14 protein-coding genes and 1 pseudogene are annotated in these 17,259 nt (G+C 48.3%); 7 read left to right on the plus strand and 8 right to left on the minus strand.

The annotated features are described in order from the left end of the window. Window positions 1–28 precede the first annotated feature (28 nt). Genes NSQ68_RS14520 through hydF form a run of 3 tightly spaced genes read left to right on the plus strand, consistent with a single transcriptional unit; the run spans window position 29 to window position 3,304 of the window. Window positions 29–619, plus strand: coding sequence for a 4Fe-4S dicluster domain-containing protein (locus NSQ68_RS14520; RefSeq protein WP_013310648.1), 591 nt, complete (start codon window positions 29–31; stop codon window positions 617–619). After that, entirely contained in the window at window positions 616–2,064 is a 1,449-nt protein-coding gene (locus NSQ68_RS14525) for an aspartate ammonia-lyase (RefSeq protein ID WP_342426355.1), read from the plus strand. Before NSQ68_RS14520 ends, NSQ68_RS14525 begins: the two co-directional genes overlap by 4 nt. After that, entirely contained in the window at window positions 2,051–3,304 is a 1,254-nt protein-coding gene (gene hydF / locus NSQ68_RS14530) for a [FeFe] hydrogenase H-cluster maturation GTPase HydF (RefSeq protein ID WP_307345992.1), read from the plus strand. The genes NSQ68_RS14525 and hydF overlap by 14 nt, the downstream gene beginning before the upstream one ends. 143 nt (window positions 3,305–3,447) lie before the next feature. Here hydF and hydG read toward each other — a convergent pair whose 3' ends face one another. The 3 genes from hydG to NSQ68_RS14545 form a co-directional block, all read right to left on the minus strand. Next, entirely contained in the window at window positions 3,448–4,860 is a 1,413-nt protein-coding gene (hydG, locus tag NSQ68_RS14535; RefSeq protein WP_342426356.1) for a [FeFe] hydrogenase H-cluster radical SAM maturase HydG, read from the minus strand. A gap of 49 nt (window positions 4,861–4,909) precedes the next feature. Continuing rightward, entirely contained in the window at window positions 4,910–5,962 is a 1,053-nt protein-coding gene (gene hydE, locus NSQ68_RS14540; protein ID WP_342429121.1) for a [FeFe] hydrogenase H-cluster radical SAM maturase HydE, read from the minus strand. A 256-nt stretch (window positions 5,963–6,218) separates the two neighbouring features. After that, window positions 6,219–7,835, minus strand: coding sequence for an alkaline phosphatase (locus NSQ68_RS14545; protein WP_342426357.1), 1,617 nt, complete (start codon window positions 7,833–7,835; stop codon window positions 6,219–6,221). A gap of 238 nt (window positions 7,836–8,073) precedes the next feature. Between NSQ68_RS14545 and NSQ68_RS14550 the strand changes: the two genes are divergently transcribed. Next, a complete protein-coding gene (locus tag NSQ68_RS14550) occupies window positions 8,074–8,991 on the plus strand; it encodes a LysR family transcriptional regulator (protein WP_307345997.1) in 918 nt (305 codons plus the stop codon). A gap of 338 nt (window positions 8,992–9,329) precedes the next feature. Here the strand turns inward: NSQ68_RS14550 and NSQ68_RS14555 are convergent, their stop codons facing one another. The 5 genes and pseudogenes from NSQ68_RS14555 to NSQ68_RS14575 form a co-directional block, all read right to left on the minus strand. Continuing rightward, window positions 9,330–9,470 (minus strand): hypothetical protein, encoded by a 141-nt coding sequence (locus NSQ68_RS14555; protein ID WP_023989112.1) that lies wholly within the window; start codon window positions 9,468–9,470, stop codon window positions 9,330–9,332. A gap of 79 nt (window positions 9,471–9,549) precedes the next feature. After that, on the minus strand, window positions 9,550–10,353 hold the full coding sequence (locus tag NSQ68_RS14560) for a hypothetical protein (protein WP_342426358.1): 804 nt from the start codon (window positions 10,351–10,353) through the stop codon (window positions 9,550–9,552). Between the two features lie 72 nt (window positions 10,354–10,425). After that, a pseudogene (locus NSQ68_RS14565) lies at window positions 10,426–10,774 on the minus strand (hypothetical protein). 236 nt (window positions 10,775–11,010) lie between these two features. Beyond that, a complete protein-coding gene (locus NSQ68_RS14570; RefSeq protein WP_342426359.1) occupies window positions 11,011–12,291 on the minus strand; it encodes a helix-turn-helix transcriptional regulator in 1,281 nt (426 codons plus the stop codon). 21 nt (window positions 12,292–12,312) lie between these two features. Then, on the minus strand, window positions 12,313–13,131 hold the full coding sequence (locus tag NSQ68_RS14575; RefSeq protein WP_342426360.1) for a carbon-nitrogen family hydrolase: 819 nt from the start codon (window positions 13,129–13,131) through the stop codon (window positions 12,313–12,315). Window positions 13,132–13,306: 175 nt separating this feature from the next. Between NSQ68_RS14575 and NSQ68_RS14580 the strand changes: the two genes are divergently transcribed. The 3 genes from NSQ68_RS14580 (at window position 13,307) to NSQ68_RS14590 (ending at window position 17,240) form a co-directional block, all read left to right on the plus strand. After that, the gene (locus NSQ68_RS14580; protein WP_342426361.1) at window positions 13,307–14,488 is read left to right on the plus strand and encodes a pyridoxal phosphate-dependent aminotransferase; all 1,182 of its coding nucleotides are present in this window, start codon (window positions 13,307–13,309) and stop codon (window positions 14,486–14,488) included. 241 nt (window positions 14,489–14,729) lie between these two features. After that, on the plus strand, window positions 14,730–15,935 hold the full coding sequence (proB, locus tag NSQ68_RS14585) for a glutamate 5-kinase (protein WP_342426362.1): 1,206 nt from the start codon (window positions 14,730–14,732) through the stop codon (window positions 15,933–15,935). A 12-nt stretch (window positions 15,936–15,947) separates the two neighbouring features. Next, a complete protein-coding gene (locus NSQ68_RS14590; protein WP_342426363.1) occupies window positions 15,948–17,240 on the plus strand; it encodes a glutamate-5-semialdehyde dehydrogenase in 1,293 nt (430 codons plus the stop codon). Window positions 17,241–17,259: the final 19 nt, after the last annotated feature.

Raw genomic sequence — 17,259 nt, forward strand, 5'->3', positions numbered from 1 at the left:
GTCGTTAGTTAGAGAGGAGTCGAATTGTATGAACCGTTTTGTTTTAGCTGATCCCGACCAGTGTATCGGATGTCGTACCTGTGAAATCGCATGTGTCATCGCACATTCAGCGGAGAACCCTTTTATTTCACCGGATGATGAGTTTCATTTTCACCCTCGTCTGAAGGTTATTAAATCATTTGGAGTCACTGCACCCGTTCAGTGTCGTCACTGTGAGGATGCCCCATGCGCTAACGCTTGTCCGAATGGCTCCATTACGAACGCAGATGGCTGCATTCTCATTAACAGTGAAAGCTGCATTGGCTGTAAAACCTGCATGATCGCCTGCCCTTACGGCGCGATTACCATGGTACCCGAATATCGAAACGGGCAGCCTGTCGTGCAAGACGGACTGTACACCAATATGTCAGGCCGTTTACAACCCAAAGAACGCATGATTGCCAGCAAATGTGATTTGTGCGAAGGTGTGGACGGCGGCCCGGCCTGCATTGGTAAATGTCCAACACAAGCCCTCAAGCTGGTCGAGCCAGATCTGGTTCATGCCCGGGTTGAGGAAAAACGCGCTGCAAGTGCACGTCAGCTACTGCATATGACACGCATTCCGGCAACGGGTCTATGACTGAAGGTTTCCCTCTGCCTACAAATACGCGAACCGAGCGGGATGCGTTAGGAGAGATGGAAATTCCCGCAGACGCCTTTTACGGTATTCACACCGCACGCGCGATGAACAATTTTGCAGTCAGTGGAAGGCCTGTGAACCAAAACCTGATCCACGCTCTTGTGTTGGTAAAAAAAGTAGCTGCTCAAGTGAACGGTGAGCAGAAACGGCTTCCTGTTCAACGGGCCTCTGCCATTGTATATGCCTGTGATGAAATACTCGCCGGGAGGCACCAACATATGTTTACCGTGGATGCTATGCAAGGCGGCGCAGGCACCAGTACCCATATGAATGTAAATGAGGTCATTGCTAATTTGGCCATCGTACAGCTAGGAGGCAGACCAGGGCAGTATGAAATTGTACATCCGCTGGATGATGTGAACTGCTGCCAGTCTACGAATGACGTCTATCCCACAGCGCTACGAATTGCAGCGATACGGCTGCTTCGGCCTTTATGTGACACAATGTCTTCGTTACAGGATGCTTTACAGCACAAAGAAACAGAATATGCCGACCTACTCAAGCTAGGCCGCACTCAGCTAATAGATGCCCTGCCCATGATGGCCGGGCAGGGCTTTGGTGCCTATGCAAAGGCTATAGCGCGCGACCGCTGGCGTCTCTATAAGGCCGAAGAGCGGCTGCGGGAAATCCCTATTGGAGGCACGGCGATTGGCACAGGTATGAACGCGCCCCTCGCCTACAGCTATCGGATGGTCGAAAAACTGGCGGATGAGACCGGCTTTGGACTGAGTCGCAGCGACCACCCGATGGACCCGATTCAAAATATGGATATCTTTGTGGAGGTGTCCGGTCTACTCAAATCAGCCGCCGTGAATCTGTACAAAATATCTGGCGATTTTCGCCTACTGGCCTCTGGTCCTTTCGGTGGTATTGGCGAATACACGCTGCCTCCAGTTCAGGCCGGATCCTCTATTATGCCTGGCAAGGTCAATCCGGTAATAGCTGAAATGGCAGGACTAACAGCCATGCGTGTGATAGCCGAAGATGCGGCTATCACTATGGCCGCTGCCTCTGGTCAGTTGGAGCTAAACGCATTCCTGCCGCTGATTGCCGAATCGTTGCTGGAATCGCTACATATTCTGAACAGCGCGGTTCGACTATTCGAAGAACGATGTGTGCGTGGCCTGATCGTGCGTGAGGAACGCTGTATTACAAATCTACGTAACTCAGCCGTGATGGCTTCTGCGCTGGTCGCGGAGCTTGGCTATGATGAAGCTGCCTCCATTGCATCAGCGGCCATTGTTCAAGGCCGCACACCAGAGGATATTGCAGAAGATCGCGGCCTACTGACCCGTTCGCGGATTGACCAATTATGCCATCCCTATACAGTAACCAAGCCCGGAATTCCGGGGCAGGAAGAAGGAACTCAACATGGGAATGAATGATACCCCTCGTAGCAACCGACCACATATCGTCCTGCTTGGTCGCCGTAACGCAGGCAAATCCAGCATTCTGAACACCCTGACTGGTCAGCCCGTCGCTGTGGTATCTCCTGTAGGAGGAACGACCACAGACCCCGTTTTCAAACCGATGGAGCTGCTCCCAGCGGGTCCCATTGTTTTGGTGGATACCGCCGGACTGGACGATGAGGGTGAGATCGGAGAGCTGCGTCGCAACAAAACGCTAGAAATACTTAATAGTACAGACTTGGCCCTGCTCGTTATCGACGCCACCGTTGGAGTCGGATCATTCGAGCATGAGCTACTCGAAAAGCTTCGTATCAAAAAGATTCCTGTTATTGGGGTATTGAATAAGATAGATACCCTTACAGAATCAGATAAAACGACTACAAAACTAGCTACTGAACTGGATCTCACCCTGATTCCTTTCAGTGCATCTTTGCTCCGGGGAGACACGGAACTGAAAAAAGCTATCACGAATACACTCCCCCAAAACGAGGATCGTTTCCGTATCGTCGGTGACCTGTTGTCACCCGGCGATGTTGTTGTGCTGGTCGTTCCCATCGACAAAGCTGCACCAAAAGGCCGATTGATCCTGCCACAACAGCAAACAATCCGCGATACACTAGAGAGTGATGCTATCGCCGTAGTGACCAAAGAACATGAACTACGATTGACGCTGGAGAGATTGGGACGCAAACCTCGCTTGGTCATTACCGATTCACAGGTTTTTATGAAAGTAGCGGCTGACACGCCCAAGGATGTGCCTCTCACCTCTTTTTCCATCCTGTTTGCCCGTCATAAAGGCGATCTGGACGAACTGGTACGAGGTGCAAGAGCCATTGATCGCCTCAAGGATGGAGACCGCGTACTTATTGCCGAAGCCTGCACTCACCAATGCCAATCTGACGATATTGGTCGAGTGAAAATTCCCCGCTGGCTCCGCCAAACGATAGGCAAACGTCTCATCATCGAGCATGCATCCGGCTCCAGCTTCCCTGATGATCTGAGCGAATATGCACTGGTTATTCATTGCGGTGCATGCATGCTCAATCGGCGTACGATGCTTCATCGAATGTCGGAAACGAAAGCTGCCGGCGTGCCGATTGTGAACTATGGTATTTTCATCGCTTATGTACAGGGGGTCTTTCCCCGTGCTATTGAATGCTTCCCATCTGCTATGCTGGCATGGGAGCAAGCTGTAGAGGCCGGCAGTTATTCCTAAAAGACCTCATCTCGTCATTCATACTTTTTCCAGACACACAAAAGCAGCCGCGCTGATTTCAACGCGACTGCTTTTTATTTTCAAGTTCATTATAAATTATGAGATTTCATAGCGTGAAATGATACTACGAATAATATAAATTGCTAAAAATACAAATCGCGTTCGCCTGCTTCCAGTCGTTCCAGTCTGTCAAGCGTCAAACGACGCGTCGATTCACGTGGTATACGCTCCAGATTTTCTCGCAGAGCGGCAGCTCCCAGTTCACGTGCCTCCTCATCCCCATAATCCAGCAGATATTCTTGGAAGGTCAGCAGCGAATTCGGCTGGCATACATTATGAATTTGTCCTGATTTGGCAAGCTCCATGAAACGATCTCCAGTTCGTCCCTCGCGGTAGCAAGCTGTGCAGTAGCTCGGCATATATCCGCCACGGCACAGACTTTTAATAATTTCCGATGGTGAGCGATGATCCCCCACCTCAAATTGAGGCTTATCATCAGTTTCCTGTTTTGCATATGCCCCTACGCCTGTAGCTGAACCTGCACTAATCTGCGACACGCCTAGACCAATAACGCGGTCCCTATATTCCGGCTCCTCGCGCGTGGACAGGATCATACCAGCATAAGGGACAGCCAGCCGAAGAACGGATACAATTTTCATAAAATCCTCATCGTTGACCAGGTACGGATATCGCTCTAGATCTACATTTTCAGCCGGACGCAATCGTGGAACTGAAACCGTATGAGGGCCACAGCCAAAGGCTTCTTCCAAGTGCTCGGCATGTTTCAGCATCGCTACGGTCTCATAGCGGAAATCATACAAGCCGTACAACACACCGATCCCCACATCATCTATCCCCGCACGCATGGCTCGGTCCATTGCAGTAGTGTGCCAATCAAAGTCCCGCTTTGGTCCCTGTAGGTGGAATTTACGATAGCTTTCCCGATGATACGTTTCCTGAAATAAAATATACGTACCAATACCCACCTCTGCCAGCTTCCGATAATCCTCCTCGGTTGTGGATGCAATATTCACATTGATCCGCCGAATGCTGCCGTTATCCACCTTGACCTCATAGATCTGGCGCAGACAATCGACGATATAGTCAATGGGACAATGGACTGGGTCTTCCCCCGCTTCCAGCACGAGCCGCTTGTGTCCCAGTTCTTGAAGCACTCTAACCTCCTCCACCAATTCCTCCGGTGTCAGACGGCTACGAGTAAAGCTGTCATTGGTATGTTTATAACCACAATATTCGCAGTTATTCACGCAGTGGTTGCTTACATATAAAGGGGCGAACAACACAATTCGGTTGCCATAAATTTGTTCTTTGACTGCTCTCGAAGATTTGAACATCTCTTCCAATAATTCAGGTTCATCCACATGCAAAAGAGCCGCCGCTTCACTCGCACTCAGTCCCCGGCAGGCTCTCCCCTTTTCTAAAATTTCTAAAATACGGTGTCGATCTGTTGCCTCTTGTTTCCCCTGCTCCACTGCTGCCATAATCTCTGCTTCATTAATAAAATCCGCCGACACTTTCTCCCGTACTCCACTCACGTATACCCATCTCCTTATTTATGGTTACTGCAATGTTTCCGTCATAGCCTCACAAAGTTTCCTGTCTCATAAGTTGTCGTTGCACCCTCAAACTATCACCGCGCCCCATATCGACTTCAAAACCCGCTCCACGAATCCGCAGCTCTAGGCAATGACGACATTGGGCAGACTCATCTCCCAAACATATTTTATTCTCATAAATCGCATACTTAGGCCTCACCGCCAGTGGCGACAAATTGGGCATCACCACATTTGCCCCTGCCTGAAGCGCCTTCTCCCTGCCTTGGGGATGAATCGTTCCCATTGCCGTGGACGCTGGAATAAGTGCATCTGGAACAACCAATCGGGATAACGAAATAATATCGAGAGCCTTTTCCATGCTCCCCTGACTGGCATCCCGAAGCGGCGTGTTGCTATGCGGTAAAAAGGGGCCAATCCCGATCATATCTGGTGACAGGCTATGCAGATAGACCAAATCGTCTGCTAATTCACTATTTGTTTGTCCTGGTAACCCCACCATACATCCGGCCCCGATCTGAAAGCCGATTCGTTGCAAAGCCAGCAGACGGCTACGCCTGCTTTCCATCGTCATCGTTGGATGCAACTTGGCGTACAAACGGGGGGAAGCTGTCTCATGCCGCAGCAAAAAACGGTCCGCGCCCGCCTCGTATAATTGCTCATAAGTTTCATCATCCCGTTCGCCGATGGACAGTGTGACTGCCACATCCGCGAAACGGCTTTTAATTTCTCGAATCAATTTCGTCAGCCGGGCTGTTGTAAACCAGTAATCTTCCCCACTTTGCAGTACAAAGGTCCGATAACCGAGTTCATACCCCTCCGCACAACAGGCCAGAATTTCTTCCGGCTGCAAACGGTAACGATCTGCCTGTTTATTCGAAGCACGCAGCCCACAGTACATGCAGTCCTGACGACATATACTGGAGAATTCAATTAATCCCCGTAAAAAAACACCTTTGCCATAGCGCTCCAATTTGGTGCGAGCTGCCAGGTGTCTCAGTTGAGCCCGCAGCGTAGGCTCATCATCCAAACGTGTCAGCAACTCCATCATTTCCGTATGCGTCCATTCCTTGCCGTCAGCCAGACGCAGTAATAATTCGTCCGTGACTCATCCCTTCTTCCCTCGTCCATCCGGACTTCACATCATCAGCGGCTTGTACCGTACATGTATTATTCTAGCAATATCGAGGAAGATGTAACGTGACTAGTTTCACAAAAAATCCCATTTTATAAAAACCTTCTTCTACTTCCGCCTCAAAAAATACACATTTAGCTCAACACACAAAAAAGCTGTCTCTTCCACTAATGGAAGAAACAGCTTTTGTCGATGGTTCTGCTTATTATTGAATCAAATCAATCGCCTGCTGAGGTACAAAATAATCAATGCCGTTAAATACAACTACACCGTTAAGCGCGGTACTTTTACCATTCAGCATAGCAATATTTTTGTATACCGGAAGTTCCAGCTTGTTACTGCCTTTGGTTACTGTAATGACTTTCGTATCCGCAGTAAACTTGGCTCCTTTGGCTTCAAAAGCGGCTTTTGCAGGAACAAACAGCTGCTTGCTGACCGCATCCAAATCCAGTCCGAGTACACGTGTCATATATTTATTGACATCTGTATTGTCGATTACACCCGATGGACGGTCTCCGTTCGGCGCATACGTGTACAACACGACATCGCCTCCTGTATGTCCGCCTGTAGTCCAGCCAATATTCGCACGTTTGCTAATGATCGGTCCGACAGCATAGTTCATGCTGCCTTCTTTGGCATCTTTAATGGTTTTCACTTCTTCGTCTGTCAAATCGGTGATGCCAAAATACGTGGAAAGCACTTCTTTAATATTGCTGCGATCTACATTCAGCTTGGCTTCCAAGCCTTCACCCGTCAGCTTCGCTTTTTTCAGCGGGTCTATAAAAGAAGCTAAAGGCGTTTTGTCATAATTGCTAGTTGTATCGCTGCTACCAATCGTCAATCCACCGTTTCCGTGGTCTGTCACTGCTACGACGACAGTATTTTGGTTTTGTTTGGCGTAATCCACAGCAACTTTCACCGCATCGTCAAACGAAAGCACATCACTAATAATTCCGGTTGGATCATTTGCATGTGCGGCCCAATCCACTTTACTGCCTTCTACCATTAAGAAGAAGCCTTTGTCGTTTTTGGACAACACATCAATTGCTTTCGATGTCATTTCTGCCAAACTAGGTTCCTTGGATGCATCGCGATCCAGGTTATACGCAAGGGCTTCGGGAGCAAAGCTGCCCCAGAGCTTGCTGGAGGTCGAATTTTTCAACCCTTCAGGTGTTGTGACAAAGTCATAACCCTGGTCTTTAATTTGGGCTACCAAATCTTGGCCATCTTTACGCCCTGCTGCCTCCAAAAACTTGCCGCCCCCACCTAACACTACGTCAACCCCGTTGTAGGCTTGCTGCATACTGAGTGCATCATAATTTTTACGATCAGGATAATGTGAGGTAAAATCAGCTGGTGTCGCATGCATAATCTCCGAAGTCGCAATAATTCCGGTCGATTTCCCTGCCAGCTTGGAAGCCTCGAGAATGGAAGCTACAGGCTTTTTGGCGTCACCCGCTGCAATGGGTTGTTGTCCAGGCATTGTTGCTTCATCAGGAAGGACACCTACATACCCAGTATGTGATTTATGTCCTGTGGCAAAAGCAGTACCCGCTGGAGCAGAATCGGCAATTGGAGCATCCGCAGAATGCGTACGCACCATGCCGCTTGCCATGCTGTCTAACGTTAAGGAAGATCCTTTGTACCATCTAGCCAGTGCAGTAGCGTCATTAGCCATACCGTCTGGTATCAAAATAATTACGTTTTTAATCGATGTGTCCTTTTCGACTGCCATCGCCGTCCCACCGCTTACTGCTAGCATCATAGTCGCCACGAGTGCGGCCACCGATTTTTTCGTATGTATCCCCCAACATTTTAGCATTCATTTTCCTCCCAGACCTTTTTTGTACAACCAGAACTAAGATTAATCACGTTTTATCAGGAGAATGTTAAGAGAATTGGTTATCTGCATTAAAAGACTCTATTTACGAAAAAAAGCTTCATCTATATAAAACTTGTGACACATGAGATTCGTTAGGATTGGGCATTTCATTTTATTATTGTATAATCAGTCTATGATGTAATAGGTAAAGCTTATAAGATAAGGAGCGCAAAATTCGATGGAATTCAGACAGCTTCAGTACACCCTGCAAATAGCAGCGGAAAAAAATTTCTCACGCGCAGCAGAAAAACTGCATATTGCTCAGCCCTCTTTGAGCCAACAATTGTCCAAACTAGAAAAAGAACTTGGGGTACTTTTATTTCAACGCAACACCAGCACGGTGGAATTAACACATGCAGGAGCAAGTTTTGTAGAAAAGGCAAAAAAAATAGTTGATGCAGTCGAGCAACTTCGGCAGGAAATGGACGATATTTCTCAGTTGCGAAAAGGGAAGGTTGTGGTTGGCAGTATGCCCATCACAGGTTCTCATTTGCTGCCGCATGTGCTGCCTGTATTCAAGAAAGCTCATCCGGACATTGAAATCGTGTTAGTCGAGGATTCATCCATGAATCTGGAGAAAAAAACGGCCAGTGGGGATACAGATCTCAGCCTGCTATCTCTTCCATTAGTTGAACCTACACTTTCCTATGTGCCCATCGGTGAAGAGTGGATTGATCTTGCTGTTCCTCCGGGTCACCCCCTAGCCCTGCGCAAAAACGGTGACCAGCCGCAACCAGTGCATATGGAAGAACTGAAAGACGAGCCTTTTGTCGTCCTGAAAAAAGGGCAAGGCTTTCGCAAGCTGACGATGGATCTGTGTCATCAGGCGGGCTTTGAACCCAATGTGGTGTTTGAAAGCACTAATATGGAGACGCTCCAATCGCTCGTAGCGACAGGTATGGGAGTGACACTCGTTCCCCGTTTTATCGCCCGCGCCGCCAGCAGCGAGTTTGTTCCAGCATTATTGCCACTCGCCGAACCTACCCCCAGCCGTACCCTGGCTATTGCTTACCGAAACGGACGTTATTTGTCCAAAGCTGCCGAAGCCTTTATTGATACCTTCCGAGAAACGGTCGAGCAACTTTCTCAAAAGTAGCTTCGAATGTGAAAAGGACCGTCTTCCTCCCTAGCCAAAGCCAGAGAAGAAGGCGGTCCCGGGGCTTCACCCCTATACTTTCAATACTTCATTTACTTTACGGGTTCGATTACACTGTTGCGATGTTGCTTCCATCTGTCTTCAACGAACCACATTTCATGTTCATTTGAATTTCATGTCAGCCTCGCCTGATTACTTTACGTTTGCTCGGAAACTCCACTTTATCCATCCCGCATCACTTCTTTCCTTAAGGTCTCTAGCCTTGGTCTCCCAAGAATCTCCTACCTCAGTTCCAATGTGCTGTGTGATCCCAAAGTGCCTGTCCTCGCCTTTTTTGATCAGGGTCTCCCTAAATCTGGTGGACTTTTATCCTGATCATAGCCCATTTCATAATTGTTTCCGACAACCTGTCTATTTAAGCCTCTCGGCCGTGACAGGCCATCCCTATTCGCCAGTTCGGATCTACTTTGGTTATCCATCGTTATCAACCTCCTGGTGTCGGGATACTATTATAATACACCTATGGGCTGTATCTGAAACAGGTGTCATAAAAAAATTTTATGATCGAGAAGAACCAAATGCTTGCTGTACCTCGGCTTCGCTCACTTGTGTTTTAAAGACCAATTTCGAAGGATCTTGAGGTGAATAAATGACCTCTATAATGCTTCCTTGCTGCAGCTTGGATAGTTGGGAAGAAAAAACATCCTTTTGCGTGGTTACATTAAAGGTATCGCCGTTGCTTTTCGTAACACTCAGCGTAAATTGAAGCTTAATTTTATGGGGTCCCGCTTCACCCATGGGTGTAACATCCAGCACCTTTGCATATGCCTGCTCACCGGTTTTGGCAATTTCCATCAGCTCGGGCGATACGCCCTGCTTAACCATTTGCTCATTCATTAACGCTTGCAAATCCGTCTGCGACACCTGCCCTTTCAGGTCAAGTCCTACTTTCTTTTTGTCTTTCTCCGATATTACGAGTGGAATGATCGAGCCTGGCTGAAATTGAGCCATGGAAGTTAAAGGAATAATCGTCGTCAAAGCAGTATCATATTTGTCTTCTCCATGTTTGGTTACGGTCAACCCAAGTTTTACCTGCGGCTGATTGTTTACATAAGTCCCTGTTTGCTGAACACTTGTAATGATCCCTACTCCAGGAACACCCTTCTTGACTTTACCCCCTCCAAAAAACGCACCTAAAATACCAGGTAGAAATATAAGCGCAAAGCCTGTGTAAATTAACGGTCTAAACCACGGAGCATCCATAATCAAAAATGGATCATCCCATAAGTAGTTAGCCAAGAATGGTGAGAAGCCTACACCAAACACCAAAAGTACCCCGATCATACTCAAAAATCCTTTCATCCTCCAAAACCCCTTTTCAATCATCTGTTTAAAATATATGTCAGCAAGATAGGGTGAAACGCCTCATTTATTTTACGCTGTCACTAGACCCATATAGATCAGCTCCGATGGATTTATCGGGTTGCTTCCCAGACCCACCGTATCTCCAGGCCGCGGAATTTGCAGCTTCGACACGAGCGTTTCCAGTGTTTTTTGATATCGGTTGCCGTTTGATTCTGTCACATTCAGCACAAGCACCACAATCGGATCAAAATTCACGAGCTTTCCGGTATCTGTTACCGAAATAACAACCGCAGTCGCTGCCATCGCCAAACCACCGTTAGCCGCCGTTTGAGCTTGTTTTGCTAAGTTTAAGCTTTGATTGATCTGCTTGTTCTATCGCATCCTGCTGTTTTTTCTTTTTACCGAAGAAATTCATCATGTGGTTGCACCTCGTATTGGTATTGTCGTTCCCTATAAATTCAGTATAAAAGAGGATATATGGCATCACAATACGTTTTGGCGCATACAAAAAAAACCGAAAAAACAGGAGCTTTAACCTGTATTTTGTCGGTTTATTTTTGAACTTTGGCACGATTTGCACAAAATTTTGCACACTTCCGAGCATTCTTTCGAACGATCCATCCGATAGTTTTGTGAAAAACGAGTGAATTTAGGCTATTTTTTTCGTAAAAGATAGACCAGTTTGCGATAATACGCCGATGATTCTTTATAACGACGACTGTCCTCGGACACAACAGCCAGCGTTTCATATAACTGTTCAAGCCGCGCTGGATGTTGGAGAGCTTCAAAATAAGGCAAGCATTGCAAGGCATGCATCCAAAAGGCGTCCTGATTCCCTTGCGCAAGAGCAAGCTGGCTTTCATAAAAATCAAGCCCCATTTGCTGATCTGTTGTCAGATTTGTTTTAAGCAGTTGATCCAAATGCTGTGAGAGAAGCCCCCAATTTTTCCGCACAAACGCAATCTCACAACGATATATCAGTGTAACGGGCATCATCATCTGCTGCATTTCCTCCCGCTCCCGACTCACCAGCGCTTCAAAACGCCCTACTTCCTCCAATGCCTTGTCCAGCTCTCCAATCGATGTCAGCATAATAATCCGGTTGTTCAGGATGGTCGTGAGCATATCTGCCGCATTTTCCAAATAGACCAAATTCGCCTCAGCCATAGACAGCGTTAACAGTGCTTCCTGCACAGAACCCATGGCAAAACAATATCCGCTGTAAGCCACATACAGGCCCGTCAAACGGTGAAAAAGCCGATCATCATACACCTTTCTCATCGTCTGCTCGAATACCTGCTTCGCCTGATCAAATTGCTTAACCTGAATGCAGGCCTCCATCATAATGTTTTGCGCATTGAGCCAGTTTTCCGTCCCCTCTTCCACCAGGCGGGTTAGCTGCGTAACATTATTCAGCACATCATAATAATGATTTTTAGAGCGGAAATACTGGATTTTATAAAATAATATTGCTTTTTTTAGCGGTGCGGGCAGCTCCACCTCATCCGAACGACCAAACTTCTCCAAATAAAAATTCAAATAGGTTTGATGTAAATATTCATAGGCCGTTGGGTCATTTAACTGCTGGTAATAAACGGCCTTCATCAAATAAGTCGTCATTTCCACCACAAGCGAATCGTTGCGATCCTCCAGCTGATCCACATAGCTTTCCGTAGCAGGATTAGCCAACTTGGACAGCTCTGTGAAAATCTTATCCGCTGTAGCCAGCGTCTCCTCATCCTCTGCCGCTGCACGCAACAGGTAGGATGGGTTTACACCCAAACGCCCAGCAATTTGCTCGGCCAAATCCTCTGCCAACGGGTAACGGTCAGCCAATATATTCGCAAAATGTGCAGGTGTCACCAGCCCGTCTACCAGCTCTTTACGGGACAAGTTTTTCTTTTTACACAAAAATTCAATGCGTTCCTTAAGCATGAGTATTCCTTTCTACACTGATTATCGGTCATACAGTGAGGGACGCCGATCTTCAAACACCGGAATACGACCACGCACGTCTTGCACCAAGGCAGACTCAATTGTTCCTGTGAGAATCTCCTCCTGCTCTCCGCCCTCAGCAATGATTTCTCCCCATGGATCAATAATAAGCGAATGTCCGAAGAAATCAGTATCTCCGCTGCGACCTACCCGGTTACAAGCAATGACATACATTTGATTTTCTATAGCACGTGCGGTCAGCAAGGTGCGCCAGTGATGAAGCCGGGGATGAGGCCATTCCGCGGGTACGATCAGCAAATTTGCGCCCGACAGGGCCAAACTGCGGGCTAGTTCAGGAAAACGGATATCATAGCAGATCGACGCACCTGCCTGAATCCCGCCATCCAGTGCAAATAAAACCTTTTCTTCGCCAGGCTGCAAATATTTTTCTTCATCCATAAGTCGGAATAGATGAATTTTGGAATACGAAGCAACCTCTCTGCCTGTTCGTTCAAAAACAAGCATCGTATTATACACATGACCGTCGCTTTTTGTCTCTGCGATCGACCCAGCTACTACGTTCACTTGATGGGTGGCAGCGAATGCTGCTATCCATGCCCGAGTCTCCGTTCCTTCCTTGTCCGCCAGCTCATGAATGCGATCCAAGGCATAGCCTGTGTTCCACATTTCTGGCAGGACAATCAGATCCGGCTTCAGTTCGGCTTTCATCGCTTGTTCCATTAAAGCTCGGATATGACTGCGGTTTTCCGGGGGATTTCCTATCTCTATGTGAGCTTGTATGAGTGCAACACTGAACGGCTGAGCTTCCTGATACGTCAAAATCCTTCATCCTCCTTGTGAGCCGGAGCTTCCCGTACCCATTGTCCGGTATTTTCTCCCATCATAGCCCGATCAGTCTGGATTACGCAACCATGCAAGCTTAATTCCCCCTATACAACTCGGTAAAATCGTGATAGATTATTTCTTAAACTATTCCAAAAGGTCGTGTGAATTGATGACTCATTTTTCTGTTCCTTCCGCTGACGTCATGAAACAGTTACCCACTCAATTTTTTGCCACACTTGTACAAAATGTAAACCGTGAAATCGCGGCGGGGCATGATGTCATTAATCTCGGACAGGGGAACCCGGACACCCCCACTCCTTCTCATATTGTAAAAGCTTTGCAGGAATCAGCGGATAACCCGCTGTATCATAAATATTCGCCATTTCGCGGTTACAGCTTTCTCAAGGAAGCCGTTGCCCAGCGCTATCAGGAGGATTACGGTGTAACGCTCAACCCTGAAACCGAGGTCGCCATCCTGTTTGGCGGAAAAACGGGTTTGGTTCAGCTGCCACAAGTCCTACTCAATCCCGGTGATGTGTGTCTCGTCCCTGATCCCGGTTATCCGGACTACTGGTCTGGCGTAGCCTTGGCTAAAGCGACAATGTCCTTTCTCCCATTAAAGGAAGAGAACCGTTTTCTACCCGATTATGAAACCATTTCCGAGGAAGATCGCCGCCGAGCCAAGTTAATGTTCCTTAACTATCCGAATAATCCAACCTCGGCTACTGCTCCACTTTCCTTTTACGAGGATACGGTTGAATTCGCGCAACGTAACGGCATTGTGGTTGCCAGTGATTTTGCCTATGGCGCTATTGGATTTGATGGCGAACGTCCGGTAAGCTTCCTACAGGCTGAGGGTGCTAAGGACGTCGGGATTGAGTTCTATACCTTGTCCAAAACATATAATATGGCAGGCTGGCGTGTTGGTTTCGCGCTCGGTAATGCCGCAATCATCTCGATGATTAATCTGCTCCAGGATCATATTTATGTAAGCTTGTTTGGCGGCATTCAGGCAGCAGCGGCGACAGCCTTGACAGCCTCGCAGAACTGCGTAGGCGAGCTGGTAGCCCGCTATGAATCGCGCCGTAACGCTTTTTATGATGCACTTGGGCGAATCGGCTGGAAGGCGACGCGTCCAAGCGGCTCCTTTTTCAGCTGGTTGCCTGTGCCGCAGGGCTATATTTCCACTTCTTTTGCCGATCTGTTGTTGCGGGAAGCCAAGGTGGCTGTCGCTCCAGGGATCGGCTTCGGGAGTGGCGGCGAAGGATATGTGCGAGCGGGGCTGCTGAGCTCAGAAGCTCGACTGACCGAGGCGGCTGATCGAATTGGCAAGCTAAACCTGTTTGGTTAAGCCTTATTTTCCAGCTACAACTTCTTTGCCAAACCTGGTCTTTTCGTGGTATTCTGTATCCAATATCATTTAGCGCGTTGAAGGGACTATTAAGAGAGACCCGGTCCTGTTCAGAGAGTAAATTCCGATAGGCTGCAAGAATTTACCTGGACTCTCTCCCAACTCCTATCCCCGAGCGCCCTGCGCAATCAGGCGGCCCCTGCCGTTAACAGGTTTCAAGTGGGATGATCATGAATCATCAATGAAGGTGGTACCGCGGAAGCACAAACTTTCGTCCTTTGCATACAAAGGATGGAAGTTTTTTTGCATTAAAAAGAGTAAAATTAAGGAAGTGGACGTCTTGTCAACACGTATCGTCATTAAAATCGGAAGCAGCTCTCTAACTGGAGTGGAAGGTGGCTTGAATCGGGAAGCCATCGCTTATTTTGCCCGGGAAATCAGCTTGCTTCGTGCAAAAGGTCATGAAGTGCTGCTGGTTACATCAGGCGCAGTAGCCGCCGGATTCAGAGAGATTGGGTACCCGTTTCGCCCTAGGCTGCTACATGAAAAGCAGGCGGCAGCGGCTGTTGGGCAAGCTCTTCTCATGCAGGCCTATGAGCAGGCTTTTAAAGATTTTGACCTAGTGATCGCGCAAGTTCTACTGACCCGTAGTGACTTTTTGAGCCGCAAACGGATGAACAATGCCGGAATGACCGTAGAAGAATTGCTGCGCCAGCAGGTTATCCCGATCTTTAACGAAAATGACACGGTATCGATTGACGAATTGAAATTCGGCGATAACGATATGCTGTCCGCGCTGGTTGCAAATCTGGTCAAAGCTCAGCATCTGATTATCATTACGGACACCGATGGCGTATATACAGCAGATCCGCGCAAGCATCCGAATGCCGTACGTTTTGAACGTATTGAAGAAATTACAGAGGAGATTTATGCATTAGCTGGAGGTTCCGGATCGTCTGTAGGTACTGGCGGCATGCGATCCAAGATCGAAGCTGCCAAAGTCGCTACACGCGGCGGTGTGCCTGTATATGTGGGACGTGTAAGCGCGAATGGCGATCTAGACGCAGCCGTCGAAGGACACGGACCGGGAACATATTTTGACACTCACCTCTCTTCACTTCCGATGAAAAAACAATGGCTTGGATTTATGTCCACCCCTCTGGGTGCGGTGCATGTAGACGAAGGGGCCGAGGAAGCGCTGGTTCACGGAGGACACAGTCTACTTCCGGTTGGCGTACGACGTGTCGAGGGCAGCTTTCATGCCGGAGATGTCGTTGAGGTGCTTGGACCGGAAAATAAAGTGTTAGGACGCGGCATCGTCAATTATGACGATGAACAGCTTCGAATGGTACAAGGATTACCGAGCGGTGAGGTTGTGGGCAAAATTGGTCCCATTCACCGGCTTGAGGTGATTCACAGGGATGAATGGATTACATTATGTATGTAGGGAGGCCGTAACATGAGTGATTTAACGACAAACACAGCTACAACCGAGGAGAATCAGTTTAGCGAAGTACGAACCAAAGCGAATCTTGCCAAAAAAAGTGCTGGGGTCATGAACCGCCTGACTACAGCGCAGAAAAACGAAGCATTGCTTGCTATGGCTGAAGCTCTAGTAAACCATACTGAAGAGCTGATTGCAGCAAACCATAATGACCTGAAACATGGACGGGAACTCGGAACATCGGAATCGCTGCTCGACCGCCTCACGCTGACCGAGGACCGAATCGGGGCTATTGCCGAAGGATTACGCCAAATTGTGGCACTACCTGACCCGGTCGGCGACACCCTTGAGCAAATTGAACGTCCAAACGGTCTGCGAATTGAGAAGATACGTGTGCCGCTGGGTGTCATCGGCATCATATATGAAGCGCGTCCAAATGTAACCGTGGATGCCGCGGGCCTGTGCTTGAAAACAGGCAATCCAGTTGTGCTACGCGGTGGTTCAGCCGCCCTCTTCTCCAACCGCAAGATCATCGAAGTACTCCAGCAGGCACTAGACGCAACAGCTGTGCCACGCGAGGCGCTTCAACTTATTGAAGATTCAGACCGTGCCTCGGTCAACGAAATGCTCACCTTGAACGGCTTGCTGGATGTAATTATTCCACGCGGCGGGCGTTCGCTCATTCAAAATGTTGTCCAGAACGCTACCGTACCTGTCATTGAAACCGGAGCTGGCGTATGCCATACCTTTTTGGACGCTACAGCGGATGCAGCAATGGCCGAAGCGATTACACTGAATGCCAAGGTGCAAAGACCGTCCGTGTGTAACTCGATGGAAACACTACTCGTACACTCGGATTATGCAAAAGCACACTTCACAGGATTGGCAGAACGCTTTCGTGATGCGGGGGTTGAGCTACGCGGCTGTGCACGCACACGAGAATTGGCTCCTTGGGCTGTTCCTGCCACAGAAGAGGACTATGGTACCGAGTATAATGATTACATTATGAACGTCAAGGTCGTGGACAATCTGGACGAAGTACTGGAGCACATTGCCCGTTACGGTACGATGCATTCTGAGTGTATTGTCACCGAGGACAAAGCTCATGCCGAGCGTTTTCTGCAAGAAGTAGACGCGGCAGCCGTGTACCACAATGCCTCCACCCGCTTCACGGATGGCTTCGAGTTTGGATTTGGTGCCGAGATCGGAATCAGCACACAAAAATTACACGCCCGCGGCCCAATGGGATTGCCTGCCTTGACTTCAACCAAATATCGCGTGTACGGTACTGGACAAATCAGGGAATAATAACATAAATCAATCTGTA

Origin of the sequence: Paenibacillus sp. FSL L8-0158 (genome assembly GCF_038592965.1) — a bacterium.
Taxonomy (GTDB): domain Bacteria; phylum Bacillota; class Bacilli; order Paenibacillales; family Paenibacillaceae; genus Paenibacillus; species Paenibacillus polymyxa_D.

Coding starts and splice junctions, on each gene's coding strand:
- NSQ68_RS14520 (WP_013310648.1), top strand. CDS start 29: ATGAACCGTTTTGTTTTAGCTGATCCCGACCAGTGTATCGGATGTCGT.
- NSQ68_RS14525 (WP_342426355.1), top strand. CDS start 616: ATGACTGAAGGTTTCCCTCTGCCTACAAATACGCGAACCGAGCGGGAT.
- hydF (WP_307345992.1), top strand. CDS start 2,051: ATGGGAATGAATGATACCCCTCGTAGCAACCGACCACATATCGTCCTG.
- NSQ68_RS14545 (WP_342426357.1), bottom strand. CDS start 7,835: ATGCTAAAATGTTGGGGGATACATACGAAAAAATCGGTGGCCGCACTC.
- NSQ68_RS14550 (WP_307345997.1), top strand. CDS start 8,074: ATGGAATTCAGACAGCTTCAGTACACCCTGCAAATAGCAGCGGAAAAA.
- NSQ68_RS14555 (WP_023989112.1), bottom strand. CDS start 9,470: ATGGATAACCAAAGTAGATCCGAACTGGCGAATAGGGATGGCCTGTCA.
- NSQ68_RS14560 (WP_342426358.1), bottom strand. CDS start 10,353: ATGAAAGGATTTTTGAGTATGATCGGGGTACTTTTGGTGTTTGGTGTA.
- NSQ68_RS14570 (WP_342426359.1), bottom strand. CDS start 12,291: ATGCTTAAGGAACGCATTGAATTTTTGTGTAAAAAGAAAAACTTGTCC.
- NSQ68_RS14580 (WP_342426361.1), top strand. CDS start 13,307: ATGACTCATTTTTCTGTTCCTTCCGCTGACGTCATGAAACAGTTACCC.
- proB (WP_342426362.1), top strand. CDS start 14,730: ATGAAGGTGGTACCGCGGAAGCACAAACTTTCGTCCTTTGCATACAAA.
- NSQ68_RS14590 (WP_342426363.1), top strand. CDS start 15,948: ATGAGTGATTTAACGACAAACACAGCTACAACCGAGGAGAATCAGTTT.